19 protein-coding genes are annotated in these 18,461 nt (G+C 63.9%); 11 read left to right on the top strand and 8 right to left on the bottom strand.

Annotated features, from left to right (window positions below; genetic code table 11):
• Window positions 1-2: 2 nt before the first annotated feature.
• The 5 genes from C5L14_RS12300 to C5L14_RS12280 all read left to right on the top strand — a co-directional run bounded on the left by C5L14_RS12300 (window position 3) and on the right by C5L14_RS12280 (window position 5,657).
• Entirely contained in the window at window positions 3-1,229 is a 1,227-nt protein-coding gene (locus C5L14_RS12300) for a class I SAM-dependent RNA methyltransferase (RefSeq protein ID WP_181161145.1), read from the top strand.
• A 108-nt stretch (window positions 1,230-1,337) separates the two neighbouring features.
• Window positions 1,338-1,856, top strand: a complete 519-nt coding sequence (locus C5L14_RS12295; protein WP_245196904.1) for a gluconokinase — start codon at window positions 1,338-1,340, stop codon at window positions 1,854-1,856.
• A gap of 214 nt (window positions 1,857-2,070) precedes the next feature.
• Window positions 2,071-3,489 (top strand): FAD-binding oxidoreductase, encoded by a 1,419-nt coding sequence (locus C5L14_RS12290; protein ID WP_105862328.1) that lies wholly within the window; start codon window positions 2,071-2,073, stop codon window positions 3,487-3,489.
• A gap of 263 nt (window positions 3,490-3,752) precedes the next feature.
• Entirely contained in the window at window positions 3,753-4,478 is a 726-nt protein-coding gene (locus C5L14_RS12285; protein WP_105862327.1) for a 3-keto-5-aminohexanoate cleavage protein, read from the top strand.
• Between the two features lie 147 nt (window positions 4,479-4,625).
• Window positions 4,626-5,657 (top strand): D-alanyl-D-alanine carboxypeptidase family protein, encoded by a 1,032-nt coding sequence (locus C5L14_RS12280; RefSeq protein ID WP_245443362.1) that lies wholly within the window; start codon window positions 4,626-4,628, stop codon window positions 5,655-5,657.
• A gap of 11 nt (window positions 5,658-5,668) precedes the next feature.
• Here the strand turns inward: C5L14_RS12280 and C5L14_RS12275 are convergent, their stop codons facing one another.
• Window positions 5,669-5,896 carry a hypothetical protein gene (locus C5L14_RS12275; RefSeq protein ID WP_105862325.1) on the bottom strand — a complete coding sequence of 76 codons (228 nt, stop codon included), beginning with the start codon at window positions 5,894-5,896 and terminating at the stop codon, window positions 5,669-5,671.
• Between the two features lie 285 nt (window positions 5,897-6,181).
• Entirely contained in the window at window positions 6,182-6,811 is a 630-nt protein-coding gene (locus tag C5L14_RS12270) for an SOS response-associated peptidase (RefSeq protein WP_181161144.1), read from the bottom strand.
• Between C5L14_RS12270 and C5L14_RS12265 the strand changes: the two genes are divergently transcribed.
• The 4 genes from C5L14_RS12265 (at window position 6,810) to C5L14_RS12250 (ending at window position 8,843) form a co-directional block, all read left to right on the top strand.
• Complete coding sequence (locus C5L14_RS12265) at window positions 6,810-7,295, top strand: NUDIX hydrolase (RefSeq protein ID WP_245443361.1); 486 nt, start codon at window positions 6,810-6,812, stop codon at window positions 7,293-7,295. The genes C5L14_RS12270 and C5L14_RS12265 overlap by 2 nt on opposite strands.
• A complete protein-coding gene (locus tag C5L14_RS12260) occupies window positions 7,292-7,717 on the top strand; it encodes a TIGR02301 family protein (RefSeq protein ID WP_245443360.1) in 426 nt (141 codons plus the stop codon). The genes C5L14_RS12265 and C5L14_RS12260 overlap by 4 nt, the downstream gene beginning before the upstream one ends.
• Before the next feature lie 86 nt (window positions 7,718-7,803).
• Window positions 7,804-8,064 (top strand): hypothetical protein, encoded by a 261-nt coding sequence (locus C5L14_RS12255; RefSeq protein WP_068284643.1) that lies wholly within the window; start codon window positions 7,804-7,806, stop codon window positions 8,062-8,064.
• Window positions 8,065-8,204: 140 nt separating this feature from the next.
• Window positions 8,205-8,843 (top strand): hypothetical protein, encoded by a 639-nt coding sequence (locus tag C5L14_RS12250; RefSeq protein WP_105862322.1) that lies wholly within the window; start codon window positions 8,205-8,207, stop codon window positions 8,841-8,843.
• 91 nt (window positions 8,844-8,934) lie between these two features.
• Here C5L14_RS12250 and C5L14_RS12245 read toward each other — a convergent pair whose 3' ends face one another.
• The 5 genes from C5L14_RS12245 to C5L14_RS12225 all read right to left on the bottom strand — a co-directional run bounded on the left by C5L14_RS12245 (window position 8,935) and on the right by C5L14_RS12225 (window position 14,351).
• The gene (locus tag C5L14_RS12245; protein ID WP_105862321.1) at window positions 8,935-9,324 is read right to left on the bottom strand and encodes a lysozyme inhibitor LprI family protein; all 390 of its coding nucleotides are present in this window, start codon (window positions 9,322-9,324) and stop codon (window positions 8,935-8,937) included.
• Between the two features lie 25 nt (window positions 9,325-9,349).
• Complete coding sequence (locus tag C5L14_RS12240; protein ID WP_146126898.1) at window positions 9,350-10,186, bottom strand: hypothetical protein; 837 nt, start codon at window positions 10,184-10,186, stop codon at window positions 9,350-9,352.
• Between the two features lie 424 nt (window positions 10,187-10,610).
• Complete coding sequence (locus C5L14_RS12235) at window positions 10,611-11,546, bottom strand: histone deacetylase family protein (RefSeq protein ID WP_105862319.1); 936 nt, start codon at window positions 11,544-11,546, stop codon at window positions 10,611-10,613.
• A 161-nt stretch (window positions 11,547-11,707) separates the two neighbouring features.
• Window positions 11,708-12,571 carry an SDR family oxidoreductase gene (locus tag C5L14_RS12230; RefSeq protein WP_105862318.1) on the bottom strand — a complete coding sequence of 288 codons (864 nt, stop codon included), beginning with the start codon at window positions 12,569-12,571 and terminating at the stop codon, window positions 11,708-11,710.
• Between the two features lie 13 nt (window positions 12,572-12,584).
• Entirely contained in the window at window positions 12,585-14,351 is a 1,767-nt protein-coding gene (locus tag C5L14_RS12225) for an acyl-CoA dehydrogenase (protein ID WP_105862317.1), read from the bottom strand.
• A gap of 107 nt (window positions 14,352-14,458) precedes the next feature.
• Between C5L14_RS12225 and C5L14_RS12220 the strand changes: the two genes are divergently transcribed.
• On the top strand, window positions 14,459-15,433 hold the full coding sequence (locus tag C5L14_RS12220; RefSeq protein ID WP_105862587.1) for an L-threonylcarbamoyladenylate synthase: 975 nt from the start codon (window positions 14,459-14,461) through the stop codon (window positions 15,431-15,433).
• A 638-nt stretch (window positions 15,434-16,071) separates the two neighbouring features.
• Window positions 16,072-17,067 (top strand): sulfotransferase domain-containing protein, encoded by a 996-nt coding sequence (locus C5L14_RS12215; RefSeq protein WP_181161143.1) that lies wholly within the window; start codon window positions 16,072-16,074, stop codon window positions 17,065-17,067.
• Window positions 17,068-17,224: 157 nt separating this feature from the next.
• Here the strand turns inward: C5L14_RS12215 and ald are convergent, their stop codons facing one another.
• Complete coding sequence (ald, locus tag C5L14_RS12210) at window positions 17,225-18,343, bottom strand: alanine dehydrogenase (RefSeq protein ID WP_105862315.1); 1,119 nt, start codon at window positions 18,341-18,343, stop codon at window positions 17,225-17,227.
• Window positions 18,344-18,461 lie beyond the last annotated feature (118 nt).

The raw sequence follows: 18,461 nt of genomic DNA, 5'->3' as shown, positions 1-18,461 counted from the left end.
TCGTGAATCAGCACGTTGAGACATCGCTGGAACTCAAGATCGAAAGGCTGGGGCATCGCGGCGATGGCGTCGCACCGGGCCCGGTCTTCGTGCCCTATGCCTTGCCGGGCGAGACGATCTTGGCGGAGGTGGCCGGGGAGCGGGGGCGGCTGATCGCCCTGCAGGAACCGAGCCCGGATCGCGTCGAACCTTTCTGCCCCCATTTCACGCATTGCGGCGGCTGCGCCATCCAGCATTGGTCGTTTGAGGCATATCAGGCCTGGAAGCGGGGCCTGGTGGTCGAGGCGCTGAGGCAGGCCGGCATCGAGGCGCCGGTCGAGCCGCTCGTCGATGCCCATGGCCGCGGCCGGCGCCGGGCAACCCTGCATGCCCGCAAGGGCAAGCTCGGCTTCGCCGAGGCACGTTCGCATGCGATCGTCGAACTCGACTCCTGTCCGATCCTGGTGCCGGAACTGAACCGCAGCCTCGAGGCAGCGCGTGCGCTGGAGAAGCACTTGCGCGGTCTCGGCAAGCCGCTCGATCTGGTGCTGACCGCCACGATCACCGGCCTCGACTGCGACATCCGCGGCGCCGGACGCATCGACGACAAGATGCGGCTGAGGCTCGGCGACCTCGCCCAGCAGTTCGACCTGGCCCGGCTTTCCAACCATGGCGACGTGGTGATCGAACGCCGGGCGCCGGTGGTGCGGTTCGGAACGGTGGAGGTTTCACCGCCGCCCGGCGCCTTCCTGCAGGCGACGGCCGAGGCGGATATCGCTCTCACGAGCCTGGTGCGCGAGGGCCTGTCAGGCGCCAAGCGCATCGCCGATCTCTTTTCCGGCTGCGGCACCTTTGCCCTGGCGCTGGCGGATGCCATGCATGTGCAGGCCTTCGATTCAGACAAGCCGGCGATCTCGGCGCTCGACCGCGCCGCCCGCCGGGCCCCGGGGCTGAAGCCTGTCAGCGCCACAGCACGCGATCTCTTTCACCGCCCCTTGCTGGCCGACGAACTCAAGCCTTTCGACGCCGTGGTCTTCGATCCGCCGCGCGCCGGCGCGGAAGCGCAGGCCAGGCGCCTTGCCGCCGCCAGACTGCGCCGTATCGTCGGGGTCTCCTGCAATCCGACGACCTTTGCCCGCGATGCCGCGCTTTTGATTGCCGGCGGCTACCGGCTTGCCAAGGTGACGCCGGTCGACCAGTTTCGCCACTCGGGCCATGTCGAACTGGTCGGCGTGTTCGAGCGAAGATAGCGTTTTGCAATTGGACGGAATCGCCAGGAACCGCAAAATGCTCCTGGTATCGGCGCGTTGATCCAGAGAACCACCTCACCCAGACTGCATTCTGCTCTAGGAAATGCCATGACTTCAGTGCCGCCTCTTCCCACCGCTCTCATCGTCATGGGTGTTTCCGGCGCCGGAAAGAGCAGCATCGGCGAGCGGCTCGGGCTCAGGCTCGGCTGGGCGTTCCGTGACGGCGACTCCTTCCATCCGCCGGCCAATGTCGCCAAGATGCATGCGGGCATTCCGCTGACGGACGAGGACCGGTGGCCCTGGCTCGCGGCCATCGCCGCCTGGATCGACGAGTTGAGAGGGGCGGGGCAACACGGCGTCGTCGCCTGCTCGGCGCTCAAGCGCGGCTATCGGGACGCCCTGCGCGACGGGCATGCGGATGTCCGCTTCGTCTTTCTCGAAGGCAGTGCCGATGTGATCGCGGCCCGGTTGGCCAAGCGCAAGGACCATTTCATGCCGCCGAGCCTGCTCGCCAGCCAGTTCGCCACGCTCGAGCCGCCGGGGCCGGACGAAGCGCCGATTACCGTTTCAATCGATGCGGAGCCCGATGCGATCGTCGCCGACGCGCTCCACCAGCTTGCCCGCTAAAGCGTTTTGCGATCTCTTGGGATCGCCAAGAATCGCAAAGACGCGTTGAAACAACGAGTTAGAGCAAAGCAGCGGTTATACATAAACGCGCTTTGCTCTCACACAAAGCGCGTTCAAGTGTGACCGTGCCTTGCTCTGCCTCTTCATGTTGGCGCGTCTTTGCATTTCAAGCCGCGTCTACCGACCGTAATACGCCGTAGCCAGGATCGCCTTCATGTCCGCTCCGCTTTCTCCCGACCTCCTTGCCCGCTTCGCCGCCCTTGTCGGCGAGCGCTATGCCATTACCGATGCGGATGCCCAGCAGCCCTTCCTGAAGGAATGGCGCGACCGCTATCATGGCAAGACGCCGCTGGTGCTGCTGCCCGGCACGGTGGAGGAGGTGGCGGCGATCCTCGAGCTCGCCAACGAAACGGGCACGCCGATCGTGCCGCAGGGCGGCAATACCGGCCTGGTCGGCGGCCAGGTTCCGCATGCGGAAGGCAATGAGCTGCTGGTGTCGCTCAAGCGCCTCGACAAGGTCCGCGCCGTCGATCCCGACAGCAACACCATCGACGTCGAGGCGGGCGTGACCCTGCAGCGCGTGCAGGAGGCGGCCGAGGCGGCCGGGCGCTTCTTCCCGCTCACCTTGCCGTCGGAGGGAAGCTGTACCATCGGCGGCAATATCGGCACCAATGCCGGCGGCACCGGCGTGATTGCCTATGGCAATACGCGCGACCTGGTGATGGGCCTGGAGGTCGTGCTGCCGGGCGGACGGATCTGGCATGGCATGCGCCATCTGCGCAAGGACAACACCGGCTACGACCTGAAGAACCTCTTCATCGGGGCGGAGGGCACGCTCGGCATCGTCACCGCGGCGGTGCTGAAGCTGTTTCCCAAGCCGCGCTCCGTCGGTACGGCCTTCATAGGCGTCGACAGTCCGGCGGCGGCGCTAGCGCTCCTCAACGTCGCCCGCGAGAACGGCGGCGGTACCGTGACGGCCTTCGAGCTGATGCCGCGCATTGGCATCGATTTCGTCATCCGCCATGTTGCCGACGCCCGCGACCCCATCGAAGGCAGCTATCCCTGGTATGTGCTGCTGGAAGTGTCGAACTCCGCCGAGGGCGGCGTGAACGAGGCGTTAGAAGCCATGCTGATGACGGCCTATGAGCAGGGCTATGCCCGCGATGCCGTGATCGCCGCCTCGCTCGAACAGGCCGCCGATTTCTGGCGCCTGCGCGAATTGCTGTCGGAGAGCCAACGTTTCGAAGGCGGTTCGATCAAGCACGACGTCTCGGTGCCGATCCGGCTCGTACCGGCTTTCCTCGACAAGGCCATCGCCGCCGTGGAGGCCTTCATTCCCGGTGCGCGTCCCTTGCCCTTCGGCCATCTCGGCGACGGCAATATCCACTTCAATGTTTCCCAGCCCGTGGGCGGCGACAAGCAGGCCTTCCTGGACAAGTGGGAAAAGACCAACGAGATCGTCCACGCCATCGTCGCCGAGTTCCACGGTTCCATCTCGGCCGAGCACGGCATCGGCCAGGCCAAACGCAAGCTGCTGCCGGGGGTCAAGGATCCGGTGGAGCTGGAAATGATGCGTGCGATCAAGGCGACGTTCGATCCCAAGGGCATCATGAATCCCGGCAAGGTGCTCTGACCTGTTTGGGCGATCCACCCGATCACACGGGGGCAGGCGGGCGCCTTGCTCTCTAACTCTTTGTTCTGACGCGTTTTCTTTTTGGAAAGGTCTACCCCTTTTTCCGGAAGACGCTTTATTGTGGCGCGCATATGGTTGGCGGGCGTTCCTTTGGCGTGATCGCCACCGGCGCCGCGACCATCGGGACGGCAGTCACGCGGACACAGGGGCGTTGGCGCCGCAGGCGCGGGAGTCCGCAAAGGAATGTGATCAGGGAGAGGACGATGCTGCAAGCTTGCCTGAACGGCAGCAGGAGCCGCGATTTCCACCCGGCGCTGCCTTGTTCACCGGCCGAACTAGCGCGCGATGCCAAGGCGGCCGTCGAGGCCGGAGCCGAGGAACTGCATGTCCATCCTCGTGGACAAACCGGCGAGCAGAGCCTGGAGCCGGCCGATGTTGCCGCGGCGCTGCAAGCGATCCGCGCAAGCGTGCCGGGCGTGCCGATCGGCATTTCAACCCTGTGGACCATTCCGCCGGTCGGGCGGGCGCGGCAGGCACCGATGCGCGAATGGCGGATCCTGCCGGACTATGTTTCGGTCAATCTCAGCGAAGAGGATGCGCCGGAGATCATGGCGCTGATGATCCAGTGCCGCATCGGCATCGAAGCGGGGCTGGCTACGGTCGCCGACGCCTTGCGCCTGGTGGCGCTGCCTTCCGCCGAACGATGCCTGCGCGTGCTCGTCGAGATCGAGGAACAGGAAACAACGGCCGGTCTGCATGTCGCCCACGAGATCCTCGCTGTCTTGCGCCATGCCGGTCTCCGCCTGCCGGTCCAGTTGCATGGCAGCGATCTGACCCAATGGCCGATGCATGACGAAGCCGTGCGCCTGGGTCTCGACCGCCGCATCGGCCTGGAGGATGGCGCCGATTTGCCGGACGGGACCAGGGCTGCCGACAATGCCGAATTGCTGCGCACCGCGGTGGCGCGTGCCGCGCGGGGGAGCGGCTGATCGGGGCTGTTCGCGCCGGCGCCGGGCGATGCGCCGTGAATCTTGCACAGGGGTGAGACGCGAGCGTCATAGAAACGCTTCATTGATTGGGCCGCTTCGGCGACCGAAAGGGATATGAACAGGATGTTTTGGAAGAGTCTCAGATGCGTGGCGCTCATTTTGGCGCTTCACGGCCCTGCGCGCGCGTCGGATGCGACGCCCATTCTCGTCGTCGATGTCGCAGACCAGCAGGTGCTCTATGCCGAGGAGGCAGGTCGTCCCTGGTTTCCGGCGTCGACGACCAAGTTGATGACGGCCTTCGTCACCTTCGAGGCCATTCGCGCCGGGCGTGTTTCACTGGATACGCCGGTGGTCCTTTCCGAGCATGCGGCGAAGCAGAAGTTCCTCGACTCGGGCCTGCATGCCGGCAGCACCATGACGCTTGAGGACGCTCTCTTCGCCGTCATTTCGGGCTCCACCAACGATGTCGCCATGGCCGTAGCCGAGACGGTTGCAGGTTCGGAAGAGGCGTTCGTCAAGGCGATGAACGATGCCGCCAGGCGGTTGGGAATGACGGGCAGCCGGTTCGTCAACCCGAACGGCTTGTTCGATCGCCGGCAGAAGTCGACGGCGCGCGACATGGCGCTGCTCGGCATCGCCATTACCAGGCAGTTTCCTGAATATCGCCGCTTTTTCGAAACGTCGGCTGTCGTCATCGACGGAAAGACCGTGGAATCCCACAACGCCTTGCTGACCCGTTTCGACGGCGTTCGAGGCTTGAAGACGGGCTATCTCTGCGCGTCGGGCAACAATGTGGTCGCCCTTGCCGAGAGAGGCGGTAGGCAGGTCATGGTGGTCGTGATGGGCGCGACGACCGAGCGCGAACGCAACGAACGGGCGGCGATGTATTTTACCCAGGCGTTTGCCGGCGAGCTTTCACCCGGTGACAAAACGCTCTCCGCCCTTGCCAACGACACCAAGCGCAGCCCTCCCGACATGCGGGCCAAGCAATGCGGCGAGCAAACGCGGGACTATGAGCGCATGCGCGATGCGGCGTATCCGATGGGCCTGCCTGGGCAGACAAGCTATCTCTCGCAGGCTGGGGCTGCCAAGAAGGTACACCAAATCACGACCTGGCTGACTCCCAGGCCTCCCAAGCCCGAAAAAACCTCGGCCACCGCCAAGCCGAAGCGTGGATGACCCGGCGAGGTTCAGTCCTCATCGTAGACAGCTGGACGGGTCACGCAGCCGCGCTGGCGGTGCACACCGCTGCCGCTTGCGTCCGGAGCCTCGATGCTGGCGCCGACACTGCGTGAGCAATAGGTCGATCCTCGCTCATCGGCGCTATAGGTTGCGCTGCCGACGCTGACACCGGCACTGCACCCGGCCAGGGTCGCTGCGGCTGCAAGCGCGAGAGTGGCGGATAGGAACTTCATCATCGTCTTTCCTTCGGGATCGAATCTCGTCGAACAGGAAGCCGTCCTGTCTCACAAGATTTCGCTAAGAATTTGAACACCCGCCATTTCCGCCTCCGGCATCGCAAGGGGGAGGGCCGCCAATGGAGTTCACTTGAGTAGGAAACGCTCCATTTTTTCATAGCCGCGCTCGACCCGGCTATCCAGAATCCGCGCGAAGGGGCTGGTATTGCAGTCGTAATTCCGCTGCTCGCTCGTAATGACAGAAAGGCACCTGGAAACCAGAGTTCCGGCAGTAGTGCTGGATTGTCAGAGGCCGCGGCCCAGATCCGGTGCATCCGGCGCCAGTTCGAGCCTATCGGCGGCCGGCGGCCGCAGCAGGGCGGCTGCTTCGCCGGGCTTTGTCAGCGGGTCGAGCCAGAGGGCCACGGCGTCGGCTTCGATCAGCACCGGGCTGCGGTCGCCGAGTGCCGCCAGAGTACCGCTGGCATCGGTGGTGAGAAGGCCGACCGTATCGATCTCGCTGCCGTCATAGCCCGACCAGGTCTCCCAGATTGCCGCCAGGGCCATGAGACCGCCGCCGGGCCGACGCAGCAGATAAGGCCGCTTCGTGCGTCCCTGCTTCTGCCATTGGTAGAAGCCGTCCGCCGGTACCAGGCAGCGTCGCCGCGCAAAGGCGTTGCGGAAGGAGGGCTTCTCCTGCACCGTCTCGGAGCGGATGTTGATCAACAGCGGATAGCCGGCCGTATCCTTGATGAAGGCCGGAATGAAGCCCCACCGCATCAAGGTGAAATGCCGCGCCGAGAAGTCGGCATGCACCACGGCGATGGGCTGGCTCGGCGCGATATTGGCGCGCGGCGGGAAATCCGGCTCCTCGACATAGCCGAACCAGTCCCGCACCTCTCGTGGCGTATGGGTGAGCGCAAAACGGCCGGTCATGACCTTGAAAGGGGTTGCGAGGCAGGATGTCGCCGCCAATAGTGTCACCATGACGGAAGCAGCGCGATCCTATCCCCCCCGACCGATTCTCGCAGCCAGCATCGCTCTCTTCCGCCACGGCAAGGTATTGCTGGGCGAGCGGGCGCGAGCGCCGGGTCAGGGCCTGTTCTCGCTGCCGGGAGGTGTGGTGGAACTGGGTGAAACCCTGGAAGCAGCGGTAAGGCGGGAAGTCCGTGAGGAGACGGGGCTGGAGATTGAGATTACCGGTTTCGTGCGCCATCACGAGGTGATCGCCCGTGATGGAGTGGGGGCCGTGCAGCGCCATTTCGTGGTGGCGGTCTTCGTGGGACGTTCGGCGCAGGGCGAACCGCGGCTCAGCGAGGAAACCTTGAGCTTTCGCTGGGCCGATCCCTCGACCCTCGACGACCTGCCACTGACTGACGGGCTGGCCGACATCGTTGCCGCCGCCAGGAGGATGCTGTGAGCGGCCGCCGGATCCTGCCTGCCGCCTTGCTGGCGTTTGCAACGGCTATGGCTGCGGCCTTCGCGCAGACGCCGCCCCCCAGGCCCACGCAGCCGCCGCCGGCGCCGGCGGCGCCCCAGATCGCGCCCTATGAACCGCAATTGCTGCGGCTCGCCGAACTGATGGGCGCCTTGCACTATCTGCGCGGCCTGTGCGGCTTTGCGGATGCACCGGCCTGGCGTGACAAGATGAATGCGCTGGCCGAGGCGCAGGGATTCGACGAGGCCGCCAAGGCTCGCTTCGCCGGTGCCTTCAACCGGGGCTATCGCAGTTTCAGCGAGAGCTACCGCAGCTGCAACGAGGCCGCAGGCACGGTGATCCGCCTCTATCTCGACGAGAGCGCTACCATCATCAAGGCACTGGAAGCGCGTTACGGCCGTTAACGATTAATTTGGAAGTGTCTATTCCTGGGACACCAGCGTGCTATGGTCCGGTGCGCCCGCAGCCATCGCCGCGGCAGGATTTTGTCATGTATGATCGCGTTACCCATCTGAAACAGCAATTCGCCGCAGACGATGCCCGGCGGGCAGCGCTCGACTATCTGCTGCAGGCCTGGGAGGAAGCCATTCTCGATGGCATCGACGGCGATTGCGTGGCCAATGCGGCTCTCTTTGCCGCCTTCAAGGAGTTGGTCGCGACCTATGGCGAGGAGCCCGTCGCCCGCTTTGCCGAGCGCCTGCCGGAGCGGGTGCGCAATGGCGAGTTCACGGTGAAGGGAACCCATCAATAGAATGTGATGGGCGGCTTGGCGCGTCGACCGCGGCCCGACACGCCGCCTCCCGCCTGCCTTCTTTCGGGAAGGGCAACTGTAGTGCTAGGCTGGTGCCAAGCGAATGCCGTGATTCGCCTGATCCCGGATTGATGCCGCCCATGCGCCTGATGACCCTTGCCGTTCTCGCTGCCACCCTGCTCGGCGCCTTGCCGTCGCAAGCGGCCAACGACACGAACAAGAATGCGCCCGGCTCGTCACCGCCCGTCAGCACCCAGACGCCCACCGTGACGGTCACCACGCCCGCAAACGACGACAGCGCGGGCGCTCAGGCCACGCCCCAGGTCTTTTATGGCGACGCCGACTTGCCGGCGCCGGTGAGGGAACTGAGGCAGAAACTGCTAGCGGCGATCAAGACGGGCGAACTGGAATCACTGCGCCCGATCTTTGCCGCCAATGGCGGCAATCCCGATCTGCCCGGCGGCGAGAGCGACGATCCTATTGCGACGCTGAAGCTGCTGGCCGGCGATCCGAAGGGCCGGGAGATTCTCGCCATCATGGAGGACGTGCTCGAGGCGGGCTATGTCCATGTGGATGCCGGCACGCCGCAGGAGGCCTATGTCTGGCCCTATTTCGCGCGTTATCCCCTGAACAAGCTGACCGGCCCGCAGATGGTCGAGCTGTTCCGCCTGATTACCGCCGGCGATTTCCAGGACATGCAGGACAAGGGCGTCTATTCCTTCTATCGCCTCGGCATCAGCCCGCAGGGCAAGTGGCAGTTCTTCGAGGATGGCGATTGATATCCGCCGGAATCCTATTCCCGAGCCTGAATGGGATTGAAAGCCCCTTCGGCTTCGCGATTGCGAGAGACCCTGCCTCGTCGAGGCAGGGTTAGTCTTTGTTGTGAACGCGCCTCTCCAGCTCGCGCGTGCGCTTGGCGATATCATCCAGCTCGAAGCTTTGTGAGATCATAAAGGCGCCGGATCCGGTGTCGGGATCGCTCGCAAGGCGCCGGGTTTCGATGCTGTGATGGATAAGCCAGGCTTTTTGTTCTGCTTGCAGCTTTGCCCGCCTGGAGCCCTTTTCCCTATGCAGCAAGGCCTGGTAGGCGATATCAAGCCTGGCGTTCCACTTGGCAATCTCTGCCTTTCCGCATTCGAGCATTTTGGTCGAAACGCCGTCGGCGCGATCGACGCAAGTCGCCATCTCGGCGTCCGATTGCGCATTTGCGGATTGGGCGACAAGCAGCAGCAGGCCGGCAAGGGCATGTTTCGAGATCATGGTTGGCGCCTCCTGCTTTGCACGGTCATTTCACCGAGACGACGAAGCGGCCTTGGTGAATCGCGAGCTTGCCTTCCAGAGAGATCATATCGGCGGAGAACTCACCTTCGATCCTGCCCGCGTCCATCTTCGTGATGGTCAGTATGGCCGCTGCATTCGGACTCTCGTCGATCTTGTAATGGCTGTCATTCGCGCTGAGTTCGATGCAAGGTTCGTTCTTCTGACAGTTCCGGGTGAGCTTCTGGGCGCCGGTGGTTTTTGCGTCGAATTGCAGGCGCAGTGACGTTGCGTCGATCGTGCTGTCAGGCTTGACGACGGGTGCGGTGTTGACAAGAACGGTGTTGCCCAGCTTCAGGACCACGAGCGAGAGGCCATCCGCCGACCAGGCCCTATCCCCGATCAAGGCCGAAACCTGGTCTCCGCTTGCCGGCCGGGGCTGTGGCTCGCCTTGTTGAGCGCCGCCGGGCATCTGCAGGGTAAAATTAAAGACCTTCCACGCGCCTGCTGCGTTCTTGATCAATTGCACCTTGGCAGGCAAAGACACGTCCCCGTCCAGCATCAGCGTACCGGACACGCTGCCTTGGCCGTTTTCGACCGCCCGCTCGGGCCATGACGCGCTTTTGAACCGCGTCAGGCCGGCCCGATTTACGAGCGCGGTGAAACTGCTTTCGCTCATTGCCTGTTGGAACGCCGGTGAGGCACTGCGATAGGCGACCTCCGGCCCTGTGGAAGCGATGGTCGCAAAAAAAGCGCTGGCTGTATCGGCTACGCCTTTCGTGAAATAGTAAACGCTCGCGCCGACGGCCGCTCCGATCACGACCAAGGCTGCTGCAGCGAGCAAAATCTTACGCATTATCGGCATGCTCGGATCTCCATGATCCCAGGATGACTCAATATGGCCTCTCGTTCTTGACGGTTAGGCTGAAGCGTTTTGCAATTTGGCGGAATCGCCAAGAACCGCAAAGCCGCGTCTAATCAAATAGTTAGAGCAATGCAGCGTTTCCGTTTAAATGCGCTTTGCTCTAGGCAGCATGAGGTGGTCGGGACCAGCTGGTGCCATCGGTCTGGTACATTGGCTGACGACGGGCACTCCTTTCTGTCGAGGATAAGATACGTCTCAAAATGCAGTATCGCGCGGTGCCAGCCAAATCCCCCGGCAGGCCATGCGCGGCAATTCGAACATATCTTCAAATCCTAATTCGATATCTTCGTTCGCCGCTGATACGCGTGGAACAGCTTATCGCCTCCATCGCCACGCGATGAGTTCCGATCACAGAGGCCTGCTGTCAGGCCTGCATCAAGGTGGCGACATGCACGGCGCTGGAGCGGGCGAGGGCGGTGAGGTCGTAGCCGCCTTCGAGCACGGAGACGATACGTCCGCCCGCCGTCCTGGCCGCAAGGTCGATCAACACTGAGGTTGCCCAGGCATAATCCTCCTCGACGAAATTGAGGCCGCCGAGCGGATCGCGCTTATGGGCGTCGAAGCCGGCCGAGATCAGGATCAGATCGGGCGCGAAGTCCTGCAGGCGCGGCAGGATCACTTTCTGCATGGCCTCGCGGAACTCGCTGCCGCCCTCGCCGGGCCTGAGCGGGGCATTGACGATGGTGCCGGCCTCGCCGGTCTCACTGGCGGCACCGGTGCCGGGATAGAGCGGCATCTGGTGGGTGGAGGCATAGAGCACGCTGGGATCTTTCCAGAAGATCGCCTGGGTGCCGTTGCCGTGATGCACGTCGAAATCCACGATCGCCACGCGTTCGGCGCCATGAGCCTTCTGGGCATGGCGGGCCGCGATGGCGACGTTGTTGAAGAGGCAAAATCCCATTGCCCGTTGCGGCTCGGCATGGTGCCCGGGCGGGCGGGAGGCACTGAAGGCGTTCTTGGCCTTGCCGGTCATGACATGGTCCACGGCCAGCGTGGCGCCGCCGGCGCCACGCAAAGCCGCCTCGAGACTGCCCGATGACATCGTGGTATCGCCGTCGAGCTGTGCCAATCCCTCGTCATCATGCGGGCTCAGGCGCTGCAAGGTCTCGATATAGGTGCGCGGGTGGCAGGCCTCGATCATCTCGATCGAGGCCTCCGGCGCCTGGATACGCTCCAGCGCGTCGAACAAGGAAGTGGCGAGCACCGCTTCCACCGCCAGGATACGGTCGACTCGCTCGGGATGTCCCCGCGGTGTCTCGTGCCGGGCATAGGACGGATGCGTCACCAACAGCGTCGTCATGCCGGATTCTCCTTATGACGGACAACGCCGGACCCGATTCCGACCTCGGACCGGTGCTGCCAGTCTTTGCAGTTGCATCATGCGTACCGAAGACCGACGTCCATTCTTCGGTCCTCGAGCATCTTGCGATTGGGCGCAATCCCCCCGAAGCGCAAGATGCTTCAGTGCATGGACTCGCCGATCACCACGCCGGGAGGCGGCACCGAATCGTCAGGCACGAAAAAGTCAGGCGCCAGGGTTTCGCCTGGGACCGCGCGATAGGCTTCGAAATCGGTGACGCCCTCGCCATGAAGGAAGGTGTCGTCGATCAGGAAGTTGCCGGAGAAACTGACCGGCTTGTTGAAGATGCGATAGGCGGCATCTGCCAGGATGTCCGGCTTGCGCGAACGACGCATCAGGGCCTCGCCGCCGAGAATGTTCTTGATCGCAGCGGTGGCGATGGTGGTCCGGGGCCACAAGGCGTTCACGCCGATGCGCCCGCGCGTCTCGCCGGCGAGGCCGAGGACCACCAGGCTCATGCCGAACTTCGCCATGGAGTAGGCCGTGTGGGGAGCGAACCACTTCTCCTTCATGTCGAGCGGCGGCGACAGCATCAGGATATGCGGCTGCGGCGCCTTTTCGAGATAGGGCAGCGCCGTCTTCGAGACCAGGAAGGTGCCGCGCGCATTGATCTGATGCATCAGATCGAAGCGCTTCATCTCGGTGTCCGCCGTCTTGGTCATCTGGATGGCCGAGGCATTGTTGACCACGATGTCGACGCCGCCGAACTGCGCCGCGGTCTTGGCGAAAGCCTCCTTGACGCTGTCCTCGTCGCGTACGTCGACCACCAGCGGCAGCGCCTTGCCACCCGCCTTCTCGATCGCATCGGCAGCCGTGTAGATGGTGCCCTCCAGCTTTGGATGGGGGGTCTCCGTCTTGGCCGCAATGGCGATGTTGGCGCCATCCCTGGCTGCTCTCAGCGCGATGGCGAGCCCGATGCCACGCGAGGCGCCAGTGATGAACAGGGTTTTGTTGGCAAGCGACATTCAGGGGATCCTGTCAGAGAACGGTTTCGAGTCCGGCGGCAACGTAGCCGCTAACCGCACTTTCCGCGAGCCCTTCGGCCTGCGGCGAAATCTGCGTGGCGTAGAAATGCGCCGTGTCGATGCGCAGCCGGTTGGCGGGCTCGTGCGGATCGATGGCTGCGGCCGCCAGCGCTTCCTTCGCCACCACGGCGCCGCCCGCGGCGATGGCGAAGACGCGCAGATAGGGCGTGGCGCCGGTCAGGACGTCCTCGGGCCGCTCGCGAGGCGCCAGCATATAGGCCGTGGCCCGTTCCAGGGCATTGACGGAGCGCCCCAAAGAAGGCGCGAGCGAGGCGAAGCGTTCGCTGGCCGCGACGGTTGCGACGGTTGCTCGCAACTCGGCGATGAAGTCGCCGATAACATCGCCCCCTTCGAGCGGCAGCTTGCGTGTGACGAGGTCGATCGCCTGAATGCCGTTGGTGCCTTCATAGATCGCGGCGATGCGGGCATCGCGGAAATGCTGGGCGGCGCCGGTCTCCTCGATATAGCCCATACCGCCATGGACCTGGACGCCGAGCGAGGCGACTTCGTTGCCGATATCGGTGGAGAAGGCCTTGGCCACCGGGGTGAGCAAAGCCGCGCGGTTGGCAGCTTGTCTGCGCCTGTCGACATCGGTTTCGTGATGGGAACGGTCGATCGCCGCGGCGAGAAGATAGGAAATGCCGCGGGCCGCCACGATTTTCGCCCGCATTTCCAGCAGCATGCGCCGGATGTCGGGGTGTTCGATGATCGGGCTCATGCCGCCATTCTGCCAGAGCGGACTCCTGCCCTGGCGGCGCTCGCGCGCATAGGCAAGGGCCTGCTGGTAGGCCCGGTCGGCGATGGCAACGCCCTGCAGGCCGACGGCAAGGCGGGCATTGTTCATCATGGTGAACATGCAGGCCAGGCCCTTGTGCTCCTCGCCGACGAGGTAGCCGACGGCACCACCTTCGTCCCCGAACACCATGACGCAAGTGGGTGAGCCGTGGATGCCGAGCTTGTGCTCGATGCCGGAGCAGAACGCATCGTTGCGCCGGCCCGGATTACCCTCGGCATCGGGCAGATATTTCGGCACCAGGAACAGCGAAATGCCGCGCGTGCCTGCTGGCGCATCGGGGAGGCGGGCAAGCACCAGATGTACGATGTTGGGCGTCAGGTCATGATCGCCATAGGTGATGAAGATCTTTTGCCCGAAGATGCGGTAGCTGCCGTCGTCGCGCCGTTCGGCCCTGCTGCGCAAGGCGGCGAGGTCGGAGCCGGCCTGTGGCTCCGTCAGGTTCATCGTGCCGGTCCACTCGCCGCTGACCAGTTTGGCAAGATAGGTTTCGCGCAATTCCGGCGTGGCATGGGCGGCGAGCGCCTCGACGGCGCCCATGGTGAGCACGGGGCCGATGCCGAAGGCCATGGAGGCCGAGTTCCACATTTCAAGGCAGGCTGCGTTGAGCAGCAGGGGCAGGCCTTGCCCGCCGAAGTCGACAGGTCCCGCCAGGCCGTTCCAGCCGCCGCCGCTCCAATCGGCATAGACCTCCCGCCAGCCCGGAGCGGTCACCACGCCCTGCTGTTCGAGCCGGGCGCCGATCCGGTCGCCCTCGCGATTGAGCGGGGCAATGCGGTCGGTCGCGAAATGGCCGGCTTCCTCCAGGATGGTGTCGACAAGATCCGGCGTTGCGTCAGGGAACAGTCCTTCGCTCTGTAACGCGTCCATATCGGCGACGTGACGAAGCGAGAAGGCAATGTCGGAGACAGGCGCTTGATAGGTCATTGTTGGTTCTTGAACTCCATTGCGCGCCTTCGACCTTGACGGAATGCGCCGCTGCGGGCAATGGCGCATCACGCATCGATCAACAAAAGAGCGGATGGCGCACCCGGATGACACATCGAAACACTTTGCATCTCGGATCCGATCCATCCTCCCTGGCGACGGCGGGACGCATCCTCGCGGAGGGCGGACTGGTCTCCTTTCCCACCGAGACGGTCTATGGCCTGGGTGCCGATGCCACCAATGGGCGGGCGGTTGCCGGCATCTACGAGGCCAAGGGGCGGCCACGCTTCAATCCCTTGATTGCGCATCTGGCTTCTTTCGAACTGGCCCGCGGCCAGGGTGTCTTTTCGCCGGCGGCAGAACGCCTCGCCAGGGCCTTCTGGCCGGGGCCGCTGACTTTGGTGGTGCCGAAGGCGCCGACCTGCACGGTCAGCGAGATCGCCACCGCCGGGCTCGACAGCGTGGCCCTGCGCGTGCCCGATCACCCTGTCGCCCATGCCGTTCTCGAGGCGGTCGGCCGGCCGGTCGCCGCACCCTCGGCCAATCGCTCCGGCCATGTCAGCGCCACGACGGCGGCCCATGTCGCCGCCGATCTCGACGGCCGCATCGATGCCATCGTGGATGGAGGCGCCACCCAGGTCGGCGTCGAATCGACCATCCTCTCCTGCCTCGGCGATCGCGTGGCGATGCTCCGGCCCGGCGGGCTGTCGCGGGACATGATCGAGGATGTGCTCGGCCTTGCCCTCGCCGAGGGACCGGAGGGCGCAGGTGACGAGCCGGTTGCCCCCGGCATGCTGGCCTCCCACTATGCGCCTCGAGCCCATGTCAGGCTCGACGCCGAGGAGGCCGGCCCCGACGAGGCTTGGCTCGGCTTTGGGCCGGGTGGCGGGGGCGGGCAGCCGCACGTCGCCGCCAATCTCAGCCCCAATGGCGACCTCACCGAAGCCGCCGCCAATCTTTTCGGCATGCTGCGTCTGCTCGACCGGGCCGACATCCATGCGATCGCCGTCGCTCCCATCCCCGGCGAGGGCTTGGGCGAGGCCATACGCGACAGGCTTGCCCGCGCTGCCGCCGAGCGATAGGGCAGGCGGCTCACTCTGAACAGACCGGCGGCGACGCCGGCCGAAGCATCGCGCCGATGATTCCTTGCCAAGGTTTTCGCCCGTTCTGGCCCTTGCGGTTCTGCTTCCCGAAGGTCGCGTCGTAAATCGCAGTCCCCGGAGAAAATTTCTGTTGATCGGATAAGCGCGCGACCCGGCTGGCGGGGTTGGGGACGGCCGGGGAATACCGCGCGTCCTTGATCCTGCTTCGACCTTCGGGTCTGCGGCCCCGGTGCGATCCATCCAGCTCAATTTTTGTAGTCATTCCAAAATGATGAGTGCCGTGAAGCAGTCTCGGGCGCCCGGAAGCAAGCGGGACTGACGGATAGTTTGCCGAGCTTGGAACTTCAGACGAGAGGCGGCGTTGTCCTGGCGCCTATCCGACGGGGGCCGAGGCCCCGTGGAATAACTGAGAATAAACCGCAGGTTGAACCATCCGGGAAAGTGTGTTTCCGTCAGGTGACGCTGGGTAGCGCTTGGGGGGAAGGCGAGTAGCGGGACAATACCCGACCATCGGGAACGATTGTTCGAGCGAGGGAGACGCGATGTCGCACCATGTTCTTGTGGCCTGCATGCCGAAGTCGGCTTCGACATTCATAACCAGCGCCATAGCAAACGCGGTGAAACTTAATTCAGTCAATTTGATTCCAAGCTATGGACGCCGCGAGCAGGAACTGTGCGAGATCCGCCTGGCGCAAAACGCCGGGCTTGATTACATCGCTCAGCACCATATCAAGCACAGTACCTGGACCGAGGAACTGTGCCGTGACTATGACGTCTCCATCATCGTCCTGATCCGCAGTCTCTTCGATGTCGTGGTCAGCATCCGGGACCACGTGCATCGCGAGAGCCCGGTCAATCCCTTCTTCTATCTCGACAAGCAGCATTTGAACCGCGACGAGGCCGAGCTCGAACATATGATCGCCATGCTGGCGATCCCCTGGTACATCAATTTCTATATGGGCTGGCGCAGTTCGAAGGCAGCCCGGATCTTCATGTATGAGGATTTCGTCGTCGATCAGAACAAGGCGATAAGCGAGATGTTGGCATTTGCCGGCATTCCCGCGAATGCTGCGCAAATAGCCGCTGGTCTGGAGGCCGCAAGGTCCCAAGGCAGCCGCATCAATGTCGGCAAGGCTGGCCGCGGCATGAATCTCAAGCCGGAGACGGTCAGGATGATCATGGACATGCTGGCCGCTTATCCCGAGATTCAGGATGACCGGTACGTGCAGATGATGAAGGCGCAGGCAGCGCGTATCCTGGCCGCGGGAACCGAAGAGGTCGTTGCAGCACCGCCGCCTCTTTCGACCAGCAAACCATTGGCCCGCCCATCTCTCGCGATGCGGACAAGACGTTATTTCAGGCGCAAGGCGAGGCTGCTTGGCAAGAGGCGCAACCCTCTGATTGCCATGGGGCTGCTGGCCTTTGCTGGCCTCTACTACGCTTTCCTGTACAATCTCATCCCGAATTCGCTGAGCGGCGGACGCACCGATGATCTCATCGTGCCGGCCATCCTGGTTTTCGCCGCCGCCAGATTGTTGACCTCGACCAAGATCAAGCCGGTACCGGTACCGTTTAAGAAGGTCGACGCGGCGACCTCGGCTTCGGCACACTGACCCAGCCCGGCAAAGGCCTCGCCGGAGGCATCCTCAAGAGCAAGCGCGATTTCTCAAAATCGCACTTGCTCTCCAACCGTTTGTTTCGGCGCGTTCTTCGTCGAAAGTTTGTCAACTTTTCTGAAAAACGCTCTCGATGCCTCCAGTCGATGCCTGGTCAGGCCTGGAGAACACTTTCCGTACTGACATAAGCCAGATTATGCGCCTCCGCCACCGGGCGGCAGGTGATCTTGCCATCCACCACATTGAGGCCGTTGCGCAGATGAGGATCGTCGCGCAGGGCCTGCTTCCAGCCCTTGTCGGCCAGCGCCACCGCGAAGGGGAGGGTGACATTGTTGAGCGCGAACGTCGAGGTGCGCGCCACCGCGCCCGGCATGTTGGCGACGCAGTAATGCACCACGCCATCCACCACATAGGTCGGGTTTGAGTGGGTGGTCGCCTTCGAGGTCTCGATGCAGCCGCCCTGGTCGATGGCCACGTCGACGATCACGGCGCCCGGCTTCATGCTGCGCACCATGTCGCGGCTGACCAGCTTGGGAGCTGCGGCGCCGGGGACCAGCACGGTGCCGATCAGGAGATCGGCGCGCTTCACCAGTTCCTCGATGGCCGAGCGGGTCGAGAACACGGTGGAGATCGACGTGCCGAACTGGGCAGCCAGCCGCTTGAGAGCTTCGGCCGAGCGGTCGACCACGGTGACCTTCGCACCCATACCCACGGCGATGGTCGCCGCATGCGTGCCCGAGACGCCGCCGCCGAGAATGACGACCTCTGCCGCGGGAACGCCGGGAACGCCGCCGAGCAGGATGCCGCGGCCGCCCTGGGCCTTTTCCAGGCTGTGGGCGCCGACCTGCGGTGCCAGGCGTCCGGCGACTTCCGACATCGGCGTCAGCAGGGGCAGGGCGCCGGTGGCGGAGGTCACGGTCTCATAGGCGATGCAGACGGCACCGGAGGCGACGAGGTCATGCGTCTGGTCCGCATCGGGCGCCAGATGCAGATAGGTGAACAGGATCTGGCCCTGGCGTAGCTTCTTGCGTTCGACCGCCAGCGGTTCCTTGACTTTCACGATCATGTCCGCCTTGGCGAACAGGATGTCGGGGTTGTCGACGATCTCGGCACCGGCGCCGGCATAATCGGCATCCGACAATCCGGCGCCGACCCCAGCATTGGTCTCGACCCAGACCTTGTGGCCGTGATGCACCAATTCCGCAACGGAAGAGGGGATCAGGCCGACGCGAAATTCATTGTCCTTGATTTCCTTGGGAACGCCGATCAGCATTGTTTTTGCCTTGTCTGGTGATGAGGCCGGCCCTTGTCGTCGGGCTTTAGGCTAGAAAGGCATGTTGGCGCGGAAATCGCGCAATTTCTCGCGGAAAACTCTGGTGTTTGGGGCGTTC

The organism is Labrys okinawensis (assembly GCF_002982075.1).
Taxonomy (GTDB): Bacteria; Pseudomonadota; Alphaproteobacteria; order Rhizobiales; family Labraceae; genus Labrys; species Labrys okinawensis_A.
Note: the sequence above shows the minus strand (reverse complement) of the source record. Positions and strands in the feature narration are given on the sequence as shown.

What these genes read in the sequence shown, in the direction of transcription:
- ald (WP_105862315.1), bottom strand. Translation starts at nt 18,343, where the DNA reads ATGCTGATCGGCGTTCCCAAGGAAATCAAGGACAATGAATTTCGCGTC.
- C5L14_RS12275 (WP_105862325.1), bottom strand. Translation starts at nt 5,896, where the DNA reads ATGATGAAGTTCCTATCCGCCACTCTCGCGCTTGCAGCCGCAGCGACC.
- C5L14_RS12225 (WP_105862317.1), bottom strand. Translation starts at nt 14,351, where the DNA reads ATGACCTATCAAGCGCCTGTCTCCGACATTGCCTTCTCGCTTCGTCAC.
- C5L14_RS12250 (WP_105862322.1), top strand. Translation starts at nt 8,205, where the DNA reads ATGCGCCTGATGACCCTTGCCGTTCTCGCTGCCACCCTGCTCGGCGCC.
- C5L14_RS12285 (WP_105862327.1), top strand. Translation starts at nt 3,753, where the DNA reads ATGCTGCAAGCTTGCCTGAACGGCAGCAGGAGCCGCGATTTCCACCCG.
- C5L14_RS12245 (WP_105862321.1), bottom strand. Translation starts at nt 9,324, where the DNA reads ATGATCTCGAAACATGCCCTTGCCGGCCTGCTGCTGCTTGTCGCCCAA.
- C5L14_RS12270 (WP_181161144.1), bottom strand. Translation starts at nt 6,811, where the DNA reads ATGACCGGCCGTTTTGCGCTCACCCATACGCCACGAGAGGTGCGGGAC.
- C5L14_RS12240 (WP_146126898.1), bottom strand. Translation starts at nt 10,186, where the DNA reads ATGCCGATAATGCGTAAGATTTTGCTCGCTGCAGCAGCCTTGGTCGTG.
- C5L14_RS12295 (WP_245196904.1), top strand. Translation starts at nt 1,338, where the DNA reads ATGACTTCAGTGCCGCCTCTTCCCACCGCTCTCATCGTCATGGGTGTT.
- C5L14_RS12290 (WP_105862328.1), top strand. Translation starts at nt 2,071, where the DNA reads ATGTCCGCTCCGCTTTCTCCCGACCTCCTTGCCCGCTTCGCCGCCCTT.
- C5L14_RS12255 (WP_068284643.1), top strand. Translation starts at nt 7,804, where the DNA reads ATGTATGATCGCGTTACCCATCTGAAACAGCAATTCGCCGCAGACGAT.
- C5L14_RS12230 (WP_105862318.1), bottom strand. Translation starts at nt 12,571, where the DNA reads ATGTCGCTTGCCAACAAAACCCTGTTCATCACTGGCGCCTCGCGTGGC.
- C5L14_RS12265 (WP_245443361.1), top strand. Translation starts at nt 6,810, where the DNA reads ATGACCTTGAAAGGGGTTGCGAGGCAGGATGTCGCCGCCAATAGTGTC.
- C5L14_RS12235 (WP_105862319.1), bottom strand. Translation starts at nt 11,546, where the DNA reads ATGACGACGCTGTTGGTGACGCATCCGTCCTATGCCCGGCACGAGACA.
- C5L14_RS12220 (WP_105862587.1), top strand. Translation starts at nt 14,459, where the DNA reads ATGACACATCGAAACACTTTGCATCTCGGATCCGATCCATCCTCCCTG.